The following is a 20,047-nucleotide window of genomic DNA, read 5'->3' as shown; positions in this document are numbered from 1 at the left end:
TCGCCCCAGCGGCTGATTCGATTTTCCAGACGGTGCCGGACCCCTCGCAGCCCTCGCTGCGGACCGGTCCCCTCCGTTCGACTGCCGACACACGGTCCCGAAACCCCTGTCGGCTGAGCACCCCGACGAAGAGGTGACGTCGAAGCGAGAAACGCGGACCCGCCGTGACCCACCCGACACCCGATACACCGATACCCGAAGCCTTCGACAAGCTGCCGACGTACACCGACGTCCGAGCGGGAGTTCTCGGATGAGTGCCACAGGCGATTTCCGTGACGTGGAACGCGAGGCCCTGCTGCGCCGCAGCCAGCGCTCCGCCGCACGCACCGCGGGGAAGAATCCGCCGGCCGCGCGCGCAAGCCAACCCGCGACCGGGACCTCTCCCGTCGTCCGGCTCGGGCGCAGCGCAGCGATCACCTTCAACCCGGCGCTCCTGAGCGCCGCCGAGCGCAGCCGGTTCAGCCGGCACATGAACGCGCGGGTGTCTCCGGGCAAGGGCGTGCTGTCCAACGCGGAGTACTACGCCCAACAGGCCTTTGTCGACGTCGCCCAGATCTCAGTGCCCACGGTGAGCGGCCGGGACAACGTGAACTGGGTGCTCAAGCGCGGCGACGGCAGCACCGAGGTCGTCCCCGACTTCGTGGCCCGGGCCGTCCAGCCGCGGGAAGCCGGTTATCCGGGCGTGGGTACGGCTGTGACCGCACCCGTTGCGGTGCCGGTTGTTCTTCTGCCCGCCGCGCTCCAGGCCGCGCCGCCGGTCACCGGACTGCCGGTTGTCGCACCGTTTACTACCGCGCCGCCGATCGCCGCATCGTTTGCGGCCGCGCCGCCGGCCGCCGCACAACCGGTCGCTGCACCGCCGCCGCGACCCAGTGCATCCGCTGCCGCTGCCGCGCTTGCCGCAGCCGCAGAGACCGCGGTCGCCCAGGCGGCCGCGGCGCAGGCCGCCGCCGCGGAAGCCGAGACGGCACAGGCCGAGGCAGCGCACGCCGCCGCCGTGCAAACCGCTGCAGCACAAGCTGCAGCACACCGTGCGGTTGAGCAGGCCGAGGCAGCTCAAGCCGCAATCGAGCAGGCCGCCCGGGCGCAAGCCGCCGCCGCACACGCCGAAGCACAAGCCGCGGCAGAAGAAGCCGCAGCCGCGCAAGCCGCCGCAGCACAGGCATCCGCGGCGCAGGCATCCGCAGCACAGGCCGCGGCCGCACGGGCCGCCGCAGCGCAAGCGATCAACGTGCCGCTCCACGTGCCACTGGCCGGCCCGTCGCGACTGCCCGCGCCGCCGGAACCGGAACCGGTGTCGACGGTGCGGTCCGCCGCGGAGTCTGCCGCACACCTCGCCGCACAGCGCGCACCCCAGGCGCCCCTGACCCGGTCAGCGCGTGCGCCGATGGCGCCCGCGCCGGGCGCGCCGATCGTGGCGAACTACGCCGGCACGGTCACGGGTTCTCAGATCCTGCGCGCCGAACGGGACCGGGCCAGGGAGATCCTGGCCAGGGCCACCGAGCTGCGCGTGAAGACCGGTCAGAAGAGCACGGGTCCGAACTATCGCGCCGCCCTCATCTCCGAGAACCGGGCGCGCACGAAGTTCTTCGAGCTGAATACCCAGACCGAGCAGGCCACCGCCCGCGAGGCGCGCATCGAGTACGCGGCGCTGCTGAGTTCGCTGACCGAGGGCACCGAGAACTATCGGATCGAGTATGAGGCGCAGCTCTCGGCGCTGCTCGCGGGCGTCACACTGCCGGCCCTGACGGAGCGGATCGCGGCCGCCGAGACGATCGTGCACCGCCAGGACGAGATCGCCGGGCTCGCGACGGATTCCGCGGAGCGCTGGGCGGCAGGCTCCCCGCAGCGGAAGGTCAACCACACCGAGTAGGCCAGGTCGCGCGGGCTCAGCGGGGCGGCATCCGGATTCCGCCATCGAGCCGGATCGTCTCGCCGTTGAGCATCGGGTTCTCCACGATGTGCCGCACGAGCGCGGCGAACTCGCTCGGGTCGCCGAGCCGGGCCGGGTGCGGAACCTGCGCGGCGAGCGACTCCCGCACCGCAGCAGGCATGCCCTGCAGCATCGCGGTGTCGAAGACGCCGGGCGCGATCGACACGACCCGGATCAGGGAGCGCGCGAACTCCCGGGCGAGCGGCAGCGTCATCGCCGCGACCCCGCCCTTCGAGGCCGCGTATGCCGCTTGCCCGACCTGTCCGTCGAAAGCTGCGACGGATGCCGTCGTCACGATGACGCCCCGCTCGGCGGTCCCGCCTCCCCCGGCTCCAGCACCTGCGCCAGAGCCGGCGCCGAGGCCGATGGCCATCTCGTCGATCGGCTCGGCGGCGAGCATCGCGGCGGCCGCGAGCCGGATCACGTTGAACGTCCCGGTGAGGTTCACCCGGATCACCCGCTCGAAGTCGTCGAGCGGGAGCGGGCCGTCCCTCCCGACGGTGCGTTCCGCCGGCGCGATTCCCGCGCACGTCACGACGATCCGCAGCGGCGCCATCGACACCGCCGCCTCGACGGCGCTGTGCACATCGCCCACGCTCGTGACGTCGCCGGCCACGAAGCGCGTCCGGTCGCCGAGGGCGGCCACGATCGCGGCCCCGGGTGCTCCCGGCAGGTCGAGCAGCACGACTGCTGCCCCCGCCGCGTGCAGGGCGGTGACGGTAGCCAGCCCGAGGCCGGAGGCGGCTCCGGTGACCAGTGCGGAGCATCCGTCGATGCGCATCTCAGAGCCTTTCGATGATCGTCGCGTTGGCCATGCCGCCGCCCTCGCACATGGTCTGCAGGCCGAAGCGGCCACCGGTGCGCTCGAGGGTGCCGAGGAGGGTGCCGAGCAGTCGGGTGCCGGAGGAACCGAGCGCGTGGCCGAGGGCGATCGCGCCGCCGTCCGGGTTGAGGCGTGCGGGATCGGCGCCGAGTTCGCGCGCCCAGACGAGCGGAACGCACGCGAAAGCCTCGTTGACCTCGTAGGCGTCGAGGTCGTCGAGATCGAGGCCGGAGCGGGCGAGGATGCGCCGGGTTGCCGGGATCACGCCGGTGAGCATCAGGAGAGGGTCGCTCCCCGTGATGGCGAAGCTGTCGAACCGCGCCCGCGGCGTGCAGCCGAGCTGGGCGGCGCGCGCAGCGCTCATGATCAGCACGGCGGAGGCGCCGTCGGTGAGCGGGGACGAGTTGCCCGCGGTGGTCAGCCAGTCGAGGTCGGGGAACCGGGCCGCGAGGGCATCGGTGCGGAACGCCGGCGGCAATGCGGCGAGGCCCGCCGCCGTGGTGCCGGGACGGACGGTCTCGTCGCCCGTGACGGAGGAGCCGTCGGGGAGCCGGACCGGGACGAGGGCGCGGTCGAAGTCTCCACGGCCGGTCGCATCCGCTGCGAGCCGATGCGAACGGGCAGCGTACTCGTCGAGTTCGGCGCGGCTGAGGCCCCAGCGGCGGGTGATCAGCTCGGCGGAGACGCCCTGGCCGACGAGACCGTTCGGGTAGCGCTCAAGCAGGAGCCGGCCGGACGGGTCCTGGCCCGGACGCAGCGAGGAACCAAGCGGAACCCGGCTCATCGACTCGACTCCGCACGCGATCACGATGTCGTAACTGCCGGCGATCACGCCCTGGGCGGCGAAGGTCGCCGCCTGCTGGCTGGAACCGCACTGCCGGTCGATCGTCGTGCCCGGCACGGACTCCGGGAATCCCGCGCTGAGCAGCGCGGTGCGGGTCACGTTGTAACCTTGCTCGCCCGACTGCGTGACGCAGCCCCCAATCACGTCGTCGACGAGCGCGGGGTCGAGGTCATTCCGGCGGACCAGCTCGGCGAGCACCCCGGCGAGCAGGTCCGCCGGGTGCACCCCCGACAGCGCTCCATTCGGCTTGCCCCGCCCGGACGGGGTACGCACGACATCGATGATCACGGCCTCGTTGCTCATGCCGACAGCCTAGGCCTATGCCGCGCCGCCGGGGCCCGCCGGCGTTGGCGCGGCGCAGGGCTCCGCGAGCAACGGGCGGGCGGATGCGCGGCGCGGGTCAGGCCGAGAGCGCCCACATCGCGACGGCGCTCGCCGCGGCCACGTTGAGGGAGTCGACGCCGTGCTTCATCGGGATCTGCACGACACTGTCCGCTGCGGCGAGGGCGTCCTCGGTGAGGCCGTCGCCCTCGGCGCCGAGCAGCAGGGCGAGCTTCTCGTGATCGCGAGACTGCACGTCACGGAGGCTGACGGCATCCGCCCGGAGGGCGAGCGCGGCGACGTGGAAACCGTGCCTCGACAGCAGGGCGCGGGTGCTCGTCCAGTCGCCGACGCGGGTCCACGGCACCTGCAGCACCGTCCCCATCGAGACGCGGATGGCGCGGCGGTAGAACGGGTCGGAGCAGCGCGGCGTGACGAGGATCGCATCCGCCCCGATCGCGCCGGCGGAGCGGAAGATGGCGCCGACGTTGGTGGGGTCTGACACGTTCTCGAGGATCACGATGCGCCGGGCTCCGGCGAGCAGGCTATCGGCGTCCGGCAGGACCGGCCGGTTCATCGCCGCGATCAGACCGCGGTGCAGGATGTACCCGGTCAGCTCGGCGAGGAGCTCCCCTGGCCCGACGAACACCGGCACGTCCTCGCCGACGAGCGCGCGCGCCTCGTCGACCGTGTTGCCGAGCGCGAGCACGGAGCGTGGCCGGTGGCCGGCACGCAGCGCCCGCTCGAGCACGAGCGCAGACTCGGCGATGTACAGGCCGTGCTCGGTGCCGCGGGCCTTCTTGAGGGCAACGTCGGTGACGTGGGCGTAGTCGACGAGTCTCGGGTCGTCGAGGTCGGTGATCGGGGTGACGGGCATCCGTTCAGTCTACGAGCCGGCAGGTGCTAGTCGGCGAAGGGGTCCGGGGTCATCGTGTATTTGGTCGAGAGGTACTCCTGGATGCCCTCCGGGCCGCCCTCGCGCCCGAGGCCGGATTGCTTGACCCCGCCGAACGGTGCGGCCGCGTTCGAGATCACGCCGATGTTGAGCCCCATCATCCCGGTCTGCAGGCGTTCGACCATGCGTTGCCCGCGGGCAAGGTCCCGGGTGAAGACGTAGCTGACCAGCCCGAACTCGGTGTCGTTGGCGAGCCGCACTGCGTCGTCCTCCTCGTCGAAGGTCGCGATCGCGAGCACCGGCCCGAAGATCTCCTCGCGCAGGATGTCACTGCCCGGCGCGACCCCGGCCAGCACGGTCGGCTCGAAGAAGGTGCCGGCGCCTTCGATCGAGTCGCCGCCGGTGAGCAGTCTCGCGCCGCGCTCGAGGGCGTCCTGCACCAGGGTGGATGCCTTCTCCACGGCCCCGGCGTTGATCAGCGGTCCGATGTTCACGCCCTCTGCGGTGCCGCGACCCACGACGAAGTCCTGCACCCGCTCGGTGACCCGGCGGGCGAACTCCTCCGCGACGGACGCCTGCACGATGAACCGGTTGGCGGCCGTGCATGCCTGCCCGACGTTGCGGAATTTCGCCGCGATCGCGCCGTCGATGGCCTTGTCGAGGTCGGCGTCGGCGAAGACGATGAACGGCGCGTTCCCGCCGAGTTCCATCGAGGTGCGCAGCACGCCCTGGCCGGCCTGGCCGATCATTCGGCGGCCGACGGCCGTCGAACCGGTGAAGCTGAGCTTGCGCAGCCGCGGGTCGGCGATGATCGGGTCGGATACCGCGCCGGAACGCGAGGTCGTGATGACGTTGAGCACACCGGCGGGGAGCCCGACCTCGGCGAGGAGCTTGGCGAAGTACAGGGTCGTGAGCGGGGTCAGCGACGCCGGCTTCACAACGACGGTGCAGCCGGCGGCGAGCGCGGGGGCGATCTTGCGGGTGGCCATGGCGAGCGGGAAGTTCCAGGGCGTGATCAGGAAGCAGGGGCCGACCGGGTGCTGGGACACCAGCATCCGTCCGGTGCCCTCGGGGTTGGTGCCGTACCGGCCGCTGATGCGCACGGCCTCTTCGCTGAACCAGCGCAGGAATTCGCCGCCGTACGCGACCTCGCCGTAGGCCTCGGCGAGCGGCTTGCCCATCTCGATCGTCATCAGGAGCGCGAACTCCTGCTTGCGCTCCTGCATCAGGTCGAAGGCGCGCCGAAGGATCTCACCGCGTACCCGGGGTGGGGTCGCCGCCCAGCTGTCCTGGGCGTCGACGGCGGCGTCGAGGGCTGCTGCGCCGTCGGCGACCCCGGCGTCGGCGATCGAGGCGATGACGAGCCCGGTGGCCGGGTCGACGACGTCGAGCGTCGCCCCGTCACGCGCGGGCACCCACTCCCCGTTGATGAAGAGTTCCTTCGGAACCATCCGGAGAAGTTCGGCTTCGGTGACGTTCGTCATAGTGTCTCCCTGTCGCGAGTGTCTGCTGCTCTGCGTCATCCAGCCTATCCGCGGGCGGCCGCGCTCACATAGCGTGCAGCTCTCCGCGCACGATCGAATTTCCTGAGTGAGCCGGGTTTCCGTTGTCGGGTTCCGCCGAAACGTCGACGAGCGGGTACTGGGCGAGGTCGACGCCGTCCGGGATATCGAAGTGGCCGATGTTCCCGTCGAGCAGGCCGATGCTGATCAGGCCGGACGCATCCGCCTTGATCAGCCAGACTTCGCGGAGGGGGGCCGCCGCGGTTGCGACGGCGAGACCGGTGAGGTCGACGACGACCTCGCGATGACCGCCGGGAGTCACCTCGACCGCCGCACTGCCGCTCGCCTTCCAGCCGGGGAAGGGCGTGAGCTGGGCCTCGAAGGTGATGGGCGCCGTCGCGGGCGGGCGGAGTGCGTCGGCCCAGCGGGCGGCGCCGAACCCGGCGAGGAGCAGCGCCAGGCTCGCCGCCGCGGCGATGAGGACCCGCACCCAGGTTCGGGTCGTGGACCTCACACGTCGGCGAGGCCGCAGCCGGGCAGGCGAGTCGGAAGCGCGGGGGGTCGCCGGCTGCGCAGCGGGGGGCGGCGACGGCGAAACGGGCAACTCTGCCACGGGCACCGGCAGGGCCGCGACCGGCCGGGCAGGCACCTTAATTGCGGGATCCCCCGCGGATGCCTCCCGACTGCCCGGAAAAAGGTCCGAGACCTCGGAGGCATCGGACGCGGCGGACGCGTCGGAGACCTTGTACCCGTCGTACCCATCGGACACGTCATACCGCTCGGAAACGTCGCACCCCTCGGAGTTGTCGGAGGCGTCGTACACGTCATAGACGACACCGGCAGCCTCTGCATCCGCAGGGCGCACGAAGTCACGGAGCCTCGGTTGTGCACCGACAGCGCCGCTGAGGCTGAGAGTTGAGTGGATGCCCGCCCATACGGAGCCCGCGGGCTCGGTCAGGCTGATGTGCCGGGCGGACCTGCCGACCGAGGCGGTGTGCTGCAGGGAGATCAACTCGAGCGCGCACTGCGGGCACACCGAGAGGTGCACGCGTTCCGCCTCGGTGAGGTCGAATTCCGCGAGGGCGATGAGTGCGAGGTCGTCGCGGTCAATATGTGTCATCTTCGGCCTCCAATCGGGCTCGCAGGCGGCCAAGGCTTCGGCGGATGTGGCTCTTGACCGTTCCCAGCGGCAAATCGAGCATCGCGGCGATCTGCGCGTGCGTGAGGTCAGCATAGAACGCGAGTTGCATGACACGTTGCGGGACGGGCGGGAGCCGCTGCAACTCTTCGGCGAACATCACCCGGTCGGCGACGTCAACCGAGTCGTCGACGGAGGTCGTCCGCAGTTCGCCCGCAACGGCCTGCTCGATCCGGCGGCGCCTTGATCGTGCCTCATGGGTGTCCGCGACGGTGTGTCGGGTGATCCCAACGATCCAGGCGGGGAGCCGCGCCCGCTCGGGATTGTAGTTGTCCCGTCCGCGCCAGGCCGCGATGAAGACCGTCTGCGTCACGTCCTCCGCTTCGCCGGGATCTCCGAGCGACCGCACCGCGATCGTGTAGACGAGCGACGACCACCGTGCGTAGGCCTCGGCAAGGGCACGTTCATCCCCCGCTTGGAACGCGGCGGCAAGTCGCACGTGGTCGACGTCATCGATGGGTACGGTCACGGGGTCTCGTCGCCTCCCAACTGTCAGGGTGATGTGATTGCCGGTCATCGTCGGTCCCTGCGGGGAGCGTCGCGCCGGACGTCGTCGGCGACAGCATAGCCAATCCCGCTCATCAGGGAACCGGCATCGCGGAAACGATCACGTTCGAGAGGTACCGACGTGCCGTGTAGTCGAATTCGCCACCGCAGGTGACGAGGGTGAGGCGGGCGGGCCCGGTCCGGTCGAAGACCGCCGGCCAGGGTACATCGGGCTTCAGGGTGAGGGCCACGGACTCGACGCGGTAGCGCCGTTCACCGCCATCCGCCAGAAAGAGCACGATGTCCGTGCCGGCCGGCGCCGTCGCGAGCCGGGAGAACGGACCGATGTCGTATTCGAGGGAGTCGACGTGCGCGGCGATCACGGTCGCGCCGGACGAACTGGCCGGGGCCGGACCGAACTGGTACCAGGCGGCGATCGCCGGATTCTTCGGCAGGCCCATGCCGCCGGTGTCGCCGAGTCCGACGGCTTCGATACCCATATCGATCCCGAGCGCCTCGATCCTGATCCGCACCGGTGCGACCAGTGCCACGCCCTGCACCGAGCGGATGTCGGCGCTCACCCCGGTGACGAGTGGCACCGCCGGAGGGAGCGGAGTCGCCGTCGGAGCGGGAGGTATCGGCGCGGCTGCGGACGGTTCGGGGAGTGCAGACGATTCTGGAAGCGCAGAAGCGCCCGTCGCGGGGAGCTGCATCGGCGCACCGGCAAGGCTCCCCGCGACGGACGTGCTCCCGCATCCGCTCAGCATCAGCATCAGCATCAGGGCAGCTGCGGAGAGCAGGACAAGGGCCACAGCAAGCATCCCGATTTTGCCCGCCGTGGCTCTCATCGTTCTCCCTCAGTCCTCGTTCGCGCGCTCAGCGACGCACTCGGCGGAGTCCGAGGAAGCTGGCCGACCCGAGGCCGAGCAGCAGCACGGCGATGCCGGCGAGCCAGAACGGGGTCGTGTCCGCCGGCCGGTTGGTCGCGACGAGACCGGCCTCACCGGCGGGAATGCCGTTGGGGTCGGAGTTCATGCCCGCGACCGTCTGCACGGCGACAGCGAGGCTCTTATCGGCGAGGCTGCCCCAGGCGTAGACGATCGTGTCGACTCCCTCGGCCACCTTCACATCGGCCGGGCCGATCACGGGTGCCGTGGTGCCGGTGGCCGCAACGACGGCCGAGATCGTGCCCGCGGGAATCGTCAGGACCGACTCCTTCGGATTGGAAAGGTTCGAGATCGCGACCGCGCCATTCGCCAGGACGTCGACAGCGGGCGCCGCGGCGACGTGCCGCACGACGAGGCGGCCAGAGCCGGCGGCAATCATGGACGTGTCGTTGGTGAACAGGGTCGCCGTGGGCTTCGCGTCTGCTCCGAGGTGCGCGACTGCAGTGTAGTTCATACCCGCCTCGAGCTTGAGGTCGACCGGGCCGATCGCGGGTTTGCTCGCATCTGCTGCGTCGGAGGGCGTGATGGCGACCGAATAGGTGCCGGCGGGGAGGTCGAGGGGACCGGCCATGTCACCCGGTTTGAAGTTGTCAATCGTCAGTTTGTTGTTGATGTAGACATCGACGGTGAGTCCGGGGACGCCGTGAAATACCGACAGTTTCGCATCATCCGTGGCGGCGCTGGCGGGGGCGAGACCACCGAAAATGACGAGCGCTCCGATCGAAGCGGCCGTGAGAGAGGCGGTGAGTGAAGCTTTGAATTCTGTGCTGTGTGTCGCGTGCATCATGTCCTCCTACGGTGGGGGTGAGCTGCTTCTTACCCTTACTTCCTGTTCAGATGCCATTTCGGATGCAGCGGCAGGAAAGAATTCCTCGAGGAGAATGAGCGCCCGGCTTCGGACGGACGGAGACCGGCCTGCGCAGTGGGTGTCTGCGCAGGCCGGTCCGCTCGAGCCGGCCGCTGACTTTTCAGTGCCGGCGGTCAGTGCCGGAGGTCAGTGCCGGCGGTCAGTGCCTGTGGCCCTTCTCGAGTGGAACCGTCTGCACGGCGAGCGCCAGGGTTCCGTCGGCGAGGCTGCCGTAGGCGTACACGATGGTGTTCGTGCGCTTCGCAATCGAGACATCGGCCGGCCCGAGGAGCGGGTCGGTGGTGCCCGTCGCGGCGACGGCCGCCGAGATCGTCCCCGTGGGGAGGGTGAGTTCGACCTCGTCGGGGTTGGTGAGGTCGGTGATGGCCGCGGCACCGTTCGCGAGCACGTCGACGGACGGCGCTGCCGCAACGTGACGGACCGTGAGCCGGCCTTCACCCTTGCCAACCGGGTCGGGGTTGTTCGTGAACAGGGTGGCCGTCGGCGTCCCTGCCTCGGTGAGGTGAGCCACGGCGGTGTAGTTGTCGCCGCTCTCGAGGGTGAGGTCGACAGGGCCGATCACCGGGTTGCTCGCATCCGCTGCGGCGGCAGCGGTGATCGCGACCGAGTAGGTGCCGGGGTCCAGGGACAGGGTGTCCGAGAAGGAGCCCGGCGTGAAGTTGTCGAGCGTGAGGGCTCCGTCGACATAGACGTCGACGGTGACCCCGGGGATACCGTGGAACACGGTCAATTCGGCGGGCCCGTTGTCACCGGAACCGTGACCGTGCCCCCCGTCCCCGGCGTACGCCGGCCCGAATCCTGCGAGAGCTACGAGTACACCGGCTGCGGCGCCTACGGCTAGAATTTTGCGCATGGTTACCTCCTGCTTGTCGTGGTGGTGGGAGGCAGCATTGCCTCCCACCCCCACTTCGGGTGGTACCCCGCATCCGGATGCACCCGCGGCCAAAACTGTGGCCGATATGGACAACAGTTCCCGGTGGGCGGGCAACAGGTGTCCCCATCGGCAACAGTTGCCGGGCCACGAGGGTGGCGGAACAGGTGCTAGGCGGTCGCGAGGTCCGCTGCGGTGGTCAGGGTGGCGCCGGCGTACGCCAGCTCGGCGAGGGCTGCAGCACTCGCGTCCGGGTCGACGCCGGCCATGAGGTCGGTGAGCACGCGCACCCGCTGGCCGTGCTCGAGCGCATCGAGACCCGAGGCCCGCACACAGTGATCGGTCGCGATTCCGACGATGTCGACATCCGTCACCGCGTGCTCGATCAGCACCTCTGCCGTGCGCGCGCCCGACTCGTCGACGCCGGCGAAGATCGAGTACCCCGGTTCGCCCTGTCCCTTGCGGATATGCACGGTCCCGGCCGGTAGCGCGAGATCCCGGTGGTAGTCGGCGCCGGGAGTGTCCGCGACGCAGTGAACCGGCCAGGTGCCGGTGTAGTCGGGCTCTGCGCCCGCCGCGGCGAAGTGGCCACCGTTGTCGCCCGCCGCGTTGTGCCAGTCGCGCGAGGCGAAGACATAGTCGTAGTGCAGCGGATGCTCCGCCAGCAGTCTGCTGATGCCCGCGGCCACGGCTGCCCCGCCGTCAACCCCCAGGGCGCCGCCCTCCGTGAAGTCGTTCTGCACGTCGATGATGAACAAGGCCCTGGCCACGGTGCTCCGTTCTGGGTTCTGCGCCTGCGTGAGACGCTAGGTATTAGAGAGGTTGTTTCCGCAGCGATAGAACGCCGCCGTGATGGTGTCGATCGCCTGCTTCGCATTATCACCCACATCACCGAGCGCGTAAACGACGAAGGTGAGCGGAGTCCCGTCCGCGGCGTGGATGATGCCGGCGAGGGTGTACCCGGTGTCGATCCAGCCGGTCTTCGCGAACACGGAACCGTCGGCGTCCGCGTTCTTGCCGGTGAACCGGTCGCTGTAAGAGAGGGAACCGGTCTTGCCGCCGGCGACGGGCAGTCCGTCGAAGATGACCCCGAGATCGCCCTCGCGTGCGTTGATCTTGATGAACAGCTTGGTCAGGTACGACGGTGGAACGGCATTGTTGTCGCTCAGGCCGGAGCCGTCGGCGATGACGATGCCGGTCGTGTCGATTCCATACGTCTGCAGCCCGGCGACCGTCGATTTCTTGAGTGCCGAGAAGGTGTTGCCCGCGCCGGACTTGACCGCGACGAGCCGCGCGAGCATCTCGGCGATGGTGTTGTCCGAGACGATGAGCGCCTGCTTGATCAGTGTCGACACCGGCTGCGACTGGACCGATGCGAGCTGGGTTGCCCCGGCCGGCGCCGTGCCACGGGTGACCGTGACGCTGCTGCCGAGAAGGTCGGCGAATGCCTGCCCGGCGCGCCCGATCGGGTCGCTGCTGCGGGCGGAGGTGCTCTGCTTCGGGTTGTCTCTGTCGCCGTCGACCTGCAGGGCGGTGATCTCGGGCATGTACCCGTCGGTGAGTTCCTTGCGGTTCCAGCTGGGGTCCCACGCCGGGTCTCCGAACAGGGAGGAGTCGAGCACGAGGGAGGTGATCGGGACGTTCGCGGTCGCGGGGTCGGCTTGCCACGCCGCGACGGCCTGCACGGCGAGGGTGTCGAGGTGTGCCGCTCCGGTATAGGTCGACTCCGCCCCGCTGGGCAGCCGGGAAAGGGTCAGGTCCCCGCCGCCGACGAGCACGAGTGAACCGGGTTCCGCGCCCTTCACGACCGTCGTCGTCGCCCGGTAGTCGGAGCCGAGAACGCTCAGCGCCGCGGCGGAGGTGAGGACCTTGAGCACGCTCGCGGTGCGCGAGGGCGTGCTGCCGCCCCGGTCGAAGAGGACCTCGCCCGTCGTCGCGTTCACGACCTGGGACTGGAAGCTGCCGAGGCGGGAGTCGGTGGACAGTGCGGCGACGGAACACGTGCGCAGGTGGCTCGCGGGGACGATCGCTCCGGGAACCGGGCGCACGGGGATCGGCGTGGGCGTCGGGGTCGGGGTGGGCGTCGGGGTCGCGGAGTCCGTGACCGGGAGGGAGACCGGCGCGGAGGCGCGCGTGGACGCGCCGGCGACGACGGCGCCGCTGCCGAGCAGGGCGAAGGCAACGGCCCAGGACAAGGCCCAGGAAGCGGTGCGGTGCCGGGCGAGGAACCCGGCGATCCCGGCCGCTCCGGGGCCGCTCACTCCGGGGCGATGCGGGGCGGCGTCCTGGGCTCCTGGACCCTGCGGCGCGGTGCTGTCCTGATCGTTCACGCCTGTACTGTACCTGCGTCCGCTGTGAGGCGCGCGGCCAGCCACTCGTCGAGAACGGCGGCGGGCACCGGCGGAGACACGTGGTAGCCCTGGGCCTGGTCGCAACCGAACCGCGCGAGCTGCGCGTACGCCTCGGCGTCCTCGACCCCCTCGGCCACCATCCGCAGCCCCAGGCTGTGGGCGAGGTGGATGCTCGACGACACCACTGCGGCGGCGCGCTTGTCACCGTTCAGCGGCGCCACGAACGAGCGGTCGAGCTTGAGCTCGTCGATCGGGAGTTCGCGGAGGTAGGCGAGCGAGCTGTAACCCACGCCGAAGTCGTCGACGGCGATGCGGATGCCGCGGGCACGCAGTCTCCCGAGGATGTCGCTCGCCCGGCCGCGATCGTCGAGTAGGAACGCCTCGGTGATCTCGAACATGAGGGCAGTCGCCGGGAGGTCCCGCGCGGTGAGCATGACGCCGACCCGTTCAGGCAGGCCGGAGTCGAGGAGCGAACTCGCCGCGAGGTTGACCGCGATCGTGAGCCTCTCGCCGCGACGGTGCCACACCGCGGCCTGGTCGAATGCGAGTTCGAGGACCCGCTCCGTCAGCGTCTGCATCAGGCCGGCGTCCTCGACGAGTTCGAGGAATTCGCTCGGGTAGAGCAGGCCGCGTTTCGGATGGTTCCAGCGCACGAGGGCCTCAACCCCGCGCACCTCCCCGCCGGAGAGTTCGACCTTCGGCTGGTAGTGCAGCACCAGCTGGTTGGTCACAAGCGCCGCGCGCAATTCCTCGAGGGTGCGCAGCCGGGTGTCGCCATGGCTGTCGTCGACCGGGTGGTACACGCGATGTCCGCCGCGCCGCACCTTGGCCCGGTACATCGCCATGTCGGCCTTGCGCATCAGGATGCCGAGGCTCTCGCCGTGCTCGGGGCTCAGCGCGATCCCGATGCTCGCGCTCGACTGCAGCGAGATGCCTTCGAGCGTGTGCGGTGCCGCGAGGGCGGATTGCACCTTCATCGCGACGACTTCGGCCTCTTCCCGGCCGGAGTCGCGGAGGAAGATCGCGAATTCGTCGCCGCCGAGCCGCACGAGGAGGTCGTCCGCGCCGAGCTGGGCGCCGATCCGCAGGCCAACCTGTACGAGGAGCACGTCCCCGACGTCGTGCCCGAGACTGTCGTTGACCTCCTTGAACCGGTCCAGGTCGAGCAGGAGCAGGGCATTGCGCCCGCCGAGGGCCAGCCGGGCGGGCACTTCGGCGTAGAGGGCCCGCCGGTTCGGGAGCCCGGTGAGGTCGTCGCTGCGGGCCAGCCTGGCGAGATCGCCCATCCGGCCGAGTTCCCGGAATGCGATGACCGTGCGGGCTGACGAGACGACGAGGGTGGCGGCGGCGAGCCCCACCGTCACCTGTGACTCTCCGTGCCTGCTCGAAACCAGGAGGACGGCGAGACCTGCGATCGTCGCGACGACAGGGACCGCGAGCACGCCGGATCCGCTCGCCGAGGCGCCCGGCCGGTCTGCTGCATCCGTGCCGCGTTCGGCCGTGCCTCCGTCGCCCGTGCCCTCGTCGTCCGTGTCCGGGGTCGCTGCCGTGCGCAGCCACGTCGCGACGAGCGCGAGTCCGATCGACCAGCCGGCGTCGAGCCAGTGGCCGACCACGTAGGTGCCGTTGAGCTTGCCCAACGCGAAGAGGATGTCCCCCGCGGCGAACGAGAGCAGCCCGCCCACGAGCAGGATCCAGCTCTGGCCTGCCATCAGGATCGGTGACGCCGCGATCGCGACGACCGCTGCGACGATGACGAGGTCGAGCACGGGACTCGCGATGCCCACAAAGGTGGAAATGGACGGCGGCCCCTGGGCGCCGACCGCGAGCACGGGCCCGAGCACGGCGGACACGACAGCGGCGGCGCCGAGACCGCCGACGACGCAGTCCAGCGCGATCGCGAGGGAAAGGCTCCGCAACTGGTGCCGCACGACGGTGAACAGGGCGGCGAGCATCAGCGGGTAGAAGGCGAGGTAGCAGAGCTGGGCGAGGGCGGCCAGCACCGGCACCCAGTCCCCGGCCGGCAGGTCGGCGGCCGCGAAGAAGCCATTGCCAATCACGAACACGGTCACGGCCGAGGCGGCGAGCCTGGCCTGCAGTCGATTCGACCGGGTGCGCGCGACCGCCACCCAGCAGACGATGAGGGGCGCGGCGGCGGCGAGCACCCCGAGCAGGATGAACGCGGAGGAGACGTAGTCCGCCGGTGCCCGCAGCACGAGGCTCGCCACGTGCGCCGCGATGATCAGCCAGAGCGCCCAGAGCATCCAGCGGTCCAGGCCCTGGCGGCGCGGCGTCACGACGGCCGTCACGGTGACGCCGTGAGGGCGAGTCGACGTTCTGCGAGCCACCTGTCGAGTTCGCCGGCTGGCATCGGCCGGGACATGTGGAAGCCCTGGGCCTCGTCGCAGCCGTACCGGGCCAGGTCGGCGTAGACCTCGGCGTCCTCGACACCCTCGGCCACCATCGTGAGCCCGAGGCTGTGCGCCAGTTCGATCGTCGAGGAGACGAGGGCGGCCGCGCGCGGGTCGTCCTTCATCGGCGACACGATCGACCGGTCGAGCTTGAGTTCGTCGACCGGCAGGTCGCGCAGGTACGCGAGCGAGCTGTATCCCGTCCCGAAGTCGTCGATGGCGATGCGGATGCCCCCCGCCCGCAGCCGGGTCAGGATCGCGGTGGTCCGGGCGCGGTCCTCGAGCAGGAATTCCTCGGTGATCTCGAGGATGAGGGCGGATGCCGGCAGGCCGCGGTCCGCGAGCATCGCCGCGGTCCGCTCCGGCAGTTCCGCGTCGACGAGCGCGCTCGCCGTCAGGTTGACGGCGACGGTCAGGTCGGCACCGCGGGAATGCCAGACGGCGGCCTGGTCGAGGGCCATGTCGAGCACCTGTTCGGTCATCGCGTTCATCAGACCGGCCTCTTCGACGATGCTCAGGAAGTCACCGGGCTGGACGAGTCCGCGCACCGGGTGGTTCCAGCGCACGAGCGACTCGACACCGCGCACGGCCCCGGTCGCGAGGTCGACTTTGGGCTGGTAGTAGAGCTCCAGCTGCCGCTCGGCCAGGGCCACGCGCAGCTCCTGGAGGGTGCGAAGCCGGGCGGCGCCGTGGCTGTCGTCGCTCGTGTCGTAGACCCGGTGACCGCTGCGGCTTGCCTTCGCCTTGTACATGGCCATGTCGGCTTTGCGGAGGAGGCCGGTCAGGTCGAGGGCCTGGCCGGGATAGAGGGCGATGCCGATGCTGACCGTGGTCTGCAGGGTGATTCCTTCGAGCAGGTACGGCCGGGCGAGGGCTTCCCTGAGCGTCCCCGCCACGATCACGGCCTCCGCCTCCCCGGCGTCGGCGAGCAGGATCGCGAATTCATCGCCGCCGAGCCGGGCGACGAGGTCGGTCCCCCGGACATGGCTCGTGAGGCGAGTCCCGACCTGCACAAGCAGTTCGTCCCCGACATCGTGCCCGAGGCTGTCGTTGACCTCTTTGAAGCGGTCCAGGTCGAGGAGCAGCAGGGCCCGGTTGGCACCGGAGGTGAGGCTCAACGGCACCTCGGAGTAGAGGGCGCGCCGGTTGGGCAGCCCGGTGAGGTCGTCCGTCCTGGCCTGCCTGCGCATGTCGCCCATCCGCCGCAGTTCACGGAACGCGAGCGTCGTGCGGGCTGCGGAGAGGACCACGGCCCCTGCCGCGAGGGAGATGGCGAGCGGGGAGACCTCGATCTCGCTCGCGATCAGGAGGACGACGAGTCCCGCGGTCGTAGCCAGGACAGGGAGGGAGAGCGCCCAGCGCATCACGGCCGTGTCGCGGACGGCCGGCGCCGGCGGCACGGGCCTGGCCGAGCGGTGCGCCCACAGGGCCATCAGTGCGAGGCCCGCGATCCAGCCGAGGTCGAAAGGCGACGCCGTCGAGTAACTGCCCTCGATGGTCATCCCGGTGAGGGAGAAGCCGATGTCGGCGGCGGCGAAGAGCAGCAGCCCCGCGACCAGCATGAGCAAGTTGCGCCCGGCACTGATCGACCGTGAGGCGGCAACACCGGCGAGGGCGGCGAGAACAAGGATGTCCAGGAGGGGATTCACGGCGGCGACGAACGAGTCGAGCGAGAACGGCCTCCCGAATGCCCTGTCGATGCTCGGGCCGAGGAGGACGACGACGAGGGAGGCCGCGCCGAGGGCGCCGACGGTGCTGTCGAGAGTCACACCCCAGGACAGCCGCCCCTTCTGCCGGTAGACCAGGACGGCGAGGGCCGCGAGCACCAGCGGGTAGAACGAGAAGAAGAGCGCGGTCGCAAGGATCGCCAGCGAGTCGGAGGCAATGCCCGCGAAGACCAGGTAGACTAGGGAGAAGAGAATGCCCGACAGGGAATAGGCGCTCAGGGCTAGGGCAGTGAGGACCAACTCGGTCCGGCGCGCCGCGGCGCGATGGACCGATATCCAGCAGAGAACGATGGGCGCGGAGAAGGACAGCACCCCCACGATGTCGCCGACCGGGGTCCGAACGCCTGCGACACCCGCGACGAGGGTCTGGACCGCCGACGCCGCCACCAGCACGATGAGTGACCAAACGAGCCAGGCATCCGACCGTGGCGTGGCTGCACCTCGCCTGCGATCCTCCCGCACCAGCAATTCCATTGGATCCGAGCTCTCGATTGCCGTACCGTCCGGCCGGGGGTCATCCCCGGGTCGCGGTTGCCTGTGAGGTCAGGCTACCGTGCCTGAAGCACTAGCGTCGGCTGGTCAGCGGCCTATTCACCCGGGTAGCGCAGTCCGATCCGTTCCCGGACTGTGTCGAGGGTCTCCATGATGCTCACCATCTCCGCGACCGGGAGCAGGTCGCTCTCGGTGAGGCCGGCGCGGATGACCCGCTCGGCTTCGACCGCCTGGAATTGCATCCCGCGGCCGTTCACGGCAGACACGTACGATTCGAGCACCTCGCCGCTGCTGTTCAGCACCCGGAAACTCGTCGGCGAGTACCAGACCGCGTCGATCTCGATCCGGCCGAGCGTGCCCAGGATCACGGCCGTGTTCGTCCCGGCCGTGTCGCTCGCCGAGAGCGTGACGGCGATCTGGCCGCCGGGGTAGCGGAAGGTCGTCGCTACCTGGGCGTCCGCTCCCGTCGCCTTGAAGGTCGCCGCGGCGAGGATGGTCTCCGGCGTGCCGAAGAGCTCGGAGGCGAAGGTGATCGGGTACACGCCGAGGTCGAGGAGCGCACCGCCGCCGAGTTGCATCGAGTTGAGCCGGTGCCCGGGGTCGTCGGGGAGATCCTGGGTGTGGTCGGCGATCAGGGTGTGCACGTCGCCGAGGGTGCCCGCTGCGATGATCTCCCTGATTCGCCGCATGTGCGGCAGGAACCGGGTCCACATCCCCTCGAGCACGAGCAGGCCCTTCTCCGCGGCGAGTTCGGTGATCTCCCTCGCCTCGCGCGCGTTGAGGGTGATCGGCTTCTCGATCAGCACGTGCTTGCCGTTGTTCAGGGCGAGCGTCGCGTTGGCGGCGTGAAACGGATGCGGGGTCGACACGTAGACGATGTCGACCTCGGGGTCCGCGGCGAGGGCCTCGTAGCTTCCGTGGGCCGTGGGGATCCCGAACTCGGTCGCAAAGGCATCCGCCCCGGCCTGGGACCGGGAGCCGACGGCCTGGACGGTGTGCCCGGCCAGGATGAGGTCACTCGTGAATGCGTGGGCGATGCCGCCTGTGGCCAGGATTCCCCAGCGAATTGTCTCGGTCATGCTCCGAGCCTAGTCACGTGCCGTTAGAGCGCGGAGAGGGCCCGGTCGAGGTCGGCGATCAGGTCGGTCGGGTCCTCGATGCCGATGGACAGCCGGATCAGGCCGGGCGCGATGCCGAGGCGCTCGCGGAGCTCTGGGGTGAACGAGGAGTGGGTCGTCGTCGCGGGGTGCAGCGCCATCGAGCGCACGTCGCCGATGTTGGTCATCCGGCTGATCACCCGGAGCCCGTCGAGGAACCGGCGGGCGCCGGCGGTGCCGCCGCGCACGGTGACCGAGAACACCGAGCCGCTGCGGCCGCCGTAGAGCCGATCGGCGAGCTCGTAGTACGGGCTCCCGGGCAGGCCGGCGTAGTCGACGCTGTCGACGCGCGGATGTCCCTCGAGCCATTCCGCGATCGCGAGCGAATTCGAGAGGTGTCGTTCCATGCGGAGGGACAGGGTCTCGATGCCCTGGTGCAGCAGGAAGGAGTTGAACGGGGAGAGTGCGGGACCGATGTCGTTCACGACGGCCTCGCGGGTCATCCGTGCATACGCGGTGGGGCCGTACTGGTCGAAGATCGAAGGCCGGCCCGGGCGCACCGGGTCGGTGAGCAGTGGGTAGGAGCGCGTGGAGGCGGCCCAGTCGAAGCGGCCGCCGTCGACGATGGTGCCGGACAGGGCGGCGCCGTGGCCGCTCAGGAACTTCGTCGAGGAGTGCACGACGATGTCGGCGCCGTGCTCGAATGGCCGGATCAGGAAGGGCGAGGCGATCGTGTTGTCGACGACGAGCGGGATCCCGTGCCGGCGGGCGACCCGCGCGACCCGGGCGATGTCGACGATGTCGTTCTTGGGGTTCGGGATGGTCTCGGTGAAGATCGCCTTGGTGTCCGGGGTGATCTGGCGGTCCCACTCATCGTCGTCGGCTTCGTTCCAGACGTAGTCGACGCTGACGCCGAAGCGTTTGAAACTGCGGCCGAACAGCACCCGGGTGCCGCTGTAGATGCTCGCGGTCGAGACGATCCGTTCGCCGGAGCCGGCGAGCGCGAGCAGCGCGGCGGTGATCGCGGCCTGGCCGGAGGAGACGACGATGGCCTCGGTGCCGCCCTCGAGGGAGGCGATCCGTTTCTCGGCGACGGTTCCCGAGGGGTTGCGCTGCCGGGAGTAGATCAGGCCGTCTCCCTCACCGGAGAAGCGTCCGGCGGCATCGTCGTAGGAGTCGAAACGGTAGCCGGCCGTCATCGCGATCGGCTGGATCCTGGCCCCGTTGGAGCGGTCTTCGGTCTCGCCGGCGTGCACCTGGCGGGTGTCGAAGGCGTAGCCG

General features: G+C 70.2%; 16 protein-coding genes. 1 reads left to right on the top strand and 15 read right to left on the bottom strand.

Annotated elements, in window-relative coordinates; translation table 11 throughout:
• Positions 1-250: 250 nt before the first annotated feature.
• Positions 251-1,873 (top strand): hypothetical protein, encoded by a 1,623-nt coding sequence (locus E3O39_RS11750; RefSeq protein ID WP_134447101.1) that lies wholly within the window; start codon positions 251-253, stop codon positions 1,871-1,873.
• Positions 1,874-1,889: 16 nt separating this feature from the next.
• Here E3O39_RS11750 and E3O39_RS11745 read toward each other — a convergent pair whose 3' ends face one another.
• From E3O39_RS11745 to E3O39_RS11675, 15 genes are all read right to left on the bottom strand, one after another.
• Positions 1,890-2,714: an SDR family NAD(P)-dependent oxidoreductase gene (locus E3O39_RS11745; protein ID WP_134447099.1), complete on the bottom strand. Its 825-nt coding sequence runs from the start codon at positions 2,712-2,714 to the stop codon at positions 1,890-1,892.
• 1 nt (position 2,715) lies between these two features.
• Positions 2,716-3,903: a thiolase family protein gene (locus E3O39_RS11740; RefSeq protein ID WP_134447097.1), complete on the bottom strand. Its 1,188-nt coding sequence runs from the start codon at positions 3,901-3,903 to the stop codon at positions 2,716-2,718.
• 97 nt (positions 3,904-4,000) lie between these two features.
• The gene (locus E3O39_RS11735) at positions 4,001-4,798 is read right to left on the bottom strand and encodes an RNA methyltransferase (protein WP_134447095.1); all 798 of its coding nucleotides are present in this window, start codon (positions 4,796-4,798) and stop codon (positions 4,001-4,003) included.
• Positions 4,799-4,824: 26 nt separating this feature from the next.
• Positions 4,825-6,300 carry an NAD-dependent succinate-semialdehyde dehydrogenase gene (locus E3O39_RS11730; RefSeq protein ID WP_134447094.1) on the bottom strand — a complete coding sequence of 492 codons (1,476 nt, stop codon included), beginning with the start codon at positions 6,298-6,300 and terminating at the stop codon, positions 4,825-4,827.
• 64 nt (positions 6,301-6,364) lie between these two features.
• Positions 6,365-7,438, bottom strand: coding sequence for an anti-sigma factor domain-containing protein (locus E3O39_RS11725; RefSeq protein WP_134447092.1), 1,074 nt, complete (start codon positions 7,436-7,438; stop codon positions 6,365-6,367).
• On the bottom strand, positions 7,425-7,985 hold the full coding sequence (locus E3O39_RS11720; RefSeq protein ID WP_241975372.1) for an RNA polymerase sigma factor: 561 nt from the start codon (positions 7,983-7,985) through the stop codon (positions 7,425-7,427). The genes E3O39_RS11725 and E3O39_RS11720 overlap by 14 nt, the downstream gene beginning before the upstream one ends.
• 112 nt (positions 7,986-8,097) lie before the next feature.
• The gene (locus E3O39_RS11715; protein WP_134447088.1) at positions 8,098-8,850 is read right to left on the bottom strand and encodes a class F sortase; all 753 of its coding nucleotides are present in this window, start codon (positions 8,848-8,850) and stop codon (positions 8,098-8,100) included.
• A gap of 28 nt (positions 8,851-8,878) precedes the next feature.
• Positions 8,879-9,733 carry a DUF4397 domain-containing protein gene (locus E3O39_RS11710; RefSeq protein WP_134447123.1) on the bottom strand — a complete coding sequence of 285 codons (855 nt, stop codon included), beginning with the start codon at positions 9,731-9,733 and terminating at the stop codon, positions 8,879-8,881.
• 223 nt (positions 9,734-9,956) lie between these two features.
• The gene (locus E3O39_RS11705) at positions 9,957-10,670 is read right to left on the bottom strand and encodes a DUF4397 domain-containing protein (protein WP_134447086.1); all 714 of its coding nucleotides are present in this window, start codon (positions 10,668-10,670) and stop codon (positions 9,957-9,959) included.
• A 188-nt stretch (positions 10,671-10,858) separates the two neighbouring features.
• On the bottom strand, positions 10,859-11,458 hold the full coding sequence (locus E3O39_RS11700) for an isochorismatase family protein (RefSeq protein ID WP_134447084.1): 600 nt from the start codon (positions 11,456-11,458) through the stop codon (positions 10,859-10,861).
• Positions 11,459-11,494: 36 nt separating this feature from the next.
• Positions 11,495-13,018, bottom strand: a complete 1,524-nt coding sequence (gene dacB, locus E3O39_RS11695; protein WP_241975373.1) for a D-alanyl-D-alanine carboxypeptidase/D-alanyl-D-alanine-endopeptidase — start codon at positions 13,016-13,018, stop codon at positions 11,495-11,497.
• Positions 13,015-15,348 (bottom strand): bifunctional diguanylate cyclase/phosphodiesterase, encoded by a 2,334-nt coding sequence (locus E3O39_RS11690; RefSeq protein WP_134447080.1) that lies wholly within the window; start codon positions 15,346-15,348, stop codon positions 13,015-13,017. The genes dacB and E3O39_RS11690 overlap by 4 nt, the downstream gene beginning before the upstream one ends.
• On the bottom strand, positions 15,345-17,639 hold the full coding sequence (locus E3O39_RS11685; protein ID WP_166787291.1) for a bifunctional diguanylate cyclase/phosphodiesterase: 2,295 nt from the start codon (positions 17,637-17,639) through the stop codon (positions 15,345-15,347). Before E3O39_RS11685 ends, E3O39_RS11690 begins: the two co-directional genes overlap by 4 nt.
• 125 nt (positions 17,640-17,764) lie before the next feature.
• A complete protein-coding gene (locus E3O39_RS11680; protein WP_134447076.1) occupies positions 17,765-18,748 on the bottom strand; it encodes a Gfo/Idh/MocA family protein in 984 nt (327 codons plus the stop codon).
• Positions 18,749-18,771: 23 nt separating this feature from the next.
• Entirely contained in the window at positions 18,772-20,022 is a 1,251-nt protein-coding gene (locus tag E3O39_RS11675; protein WP_241975374.1) for an O-acetylhomoserine aminocarboxypropyltransferase/cysteine synthase family protein, read from the bottom strand.
• Between the last annotated feature and the right edge of the window lie 25 nt (positions 20,023-20,047).

The sequence above is a fragment of the Cryobacterium sp. MDB2-A-1 genome, from assembly GCF_004402675.1.
GTDB lineage: Bacteria > Actinomycetota > Actinomycetes > Actinomycetales > Microbacteriaceae > Cryobacterium > Cryobacterium glucosi.
Note: the sequence above shows the minus strand (reverse complement) of the source record. Positions and strands in the feature narration are given on the sequence as shown.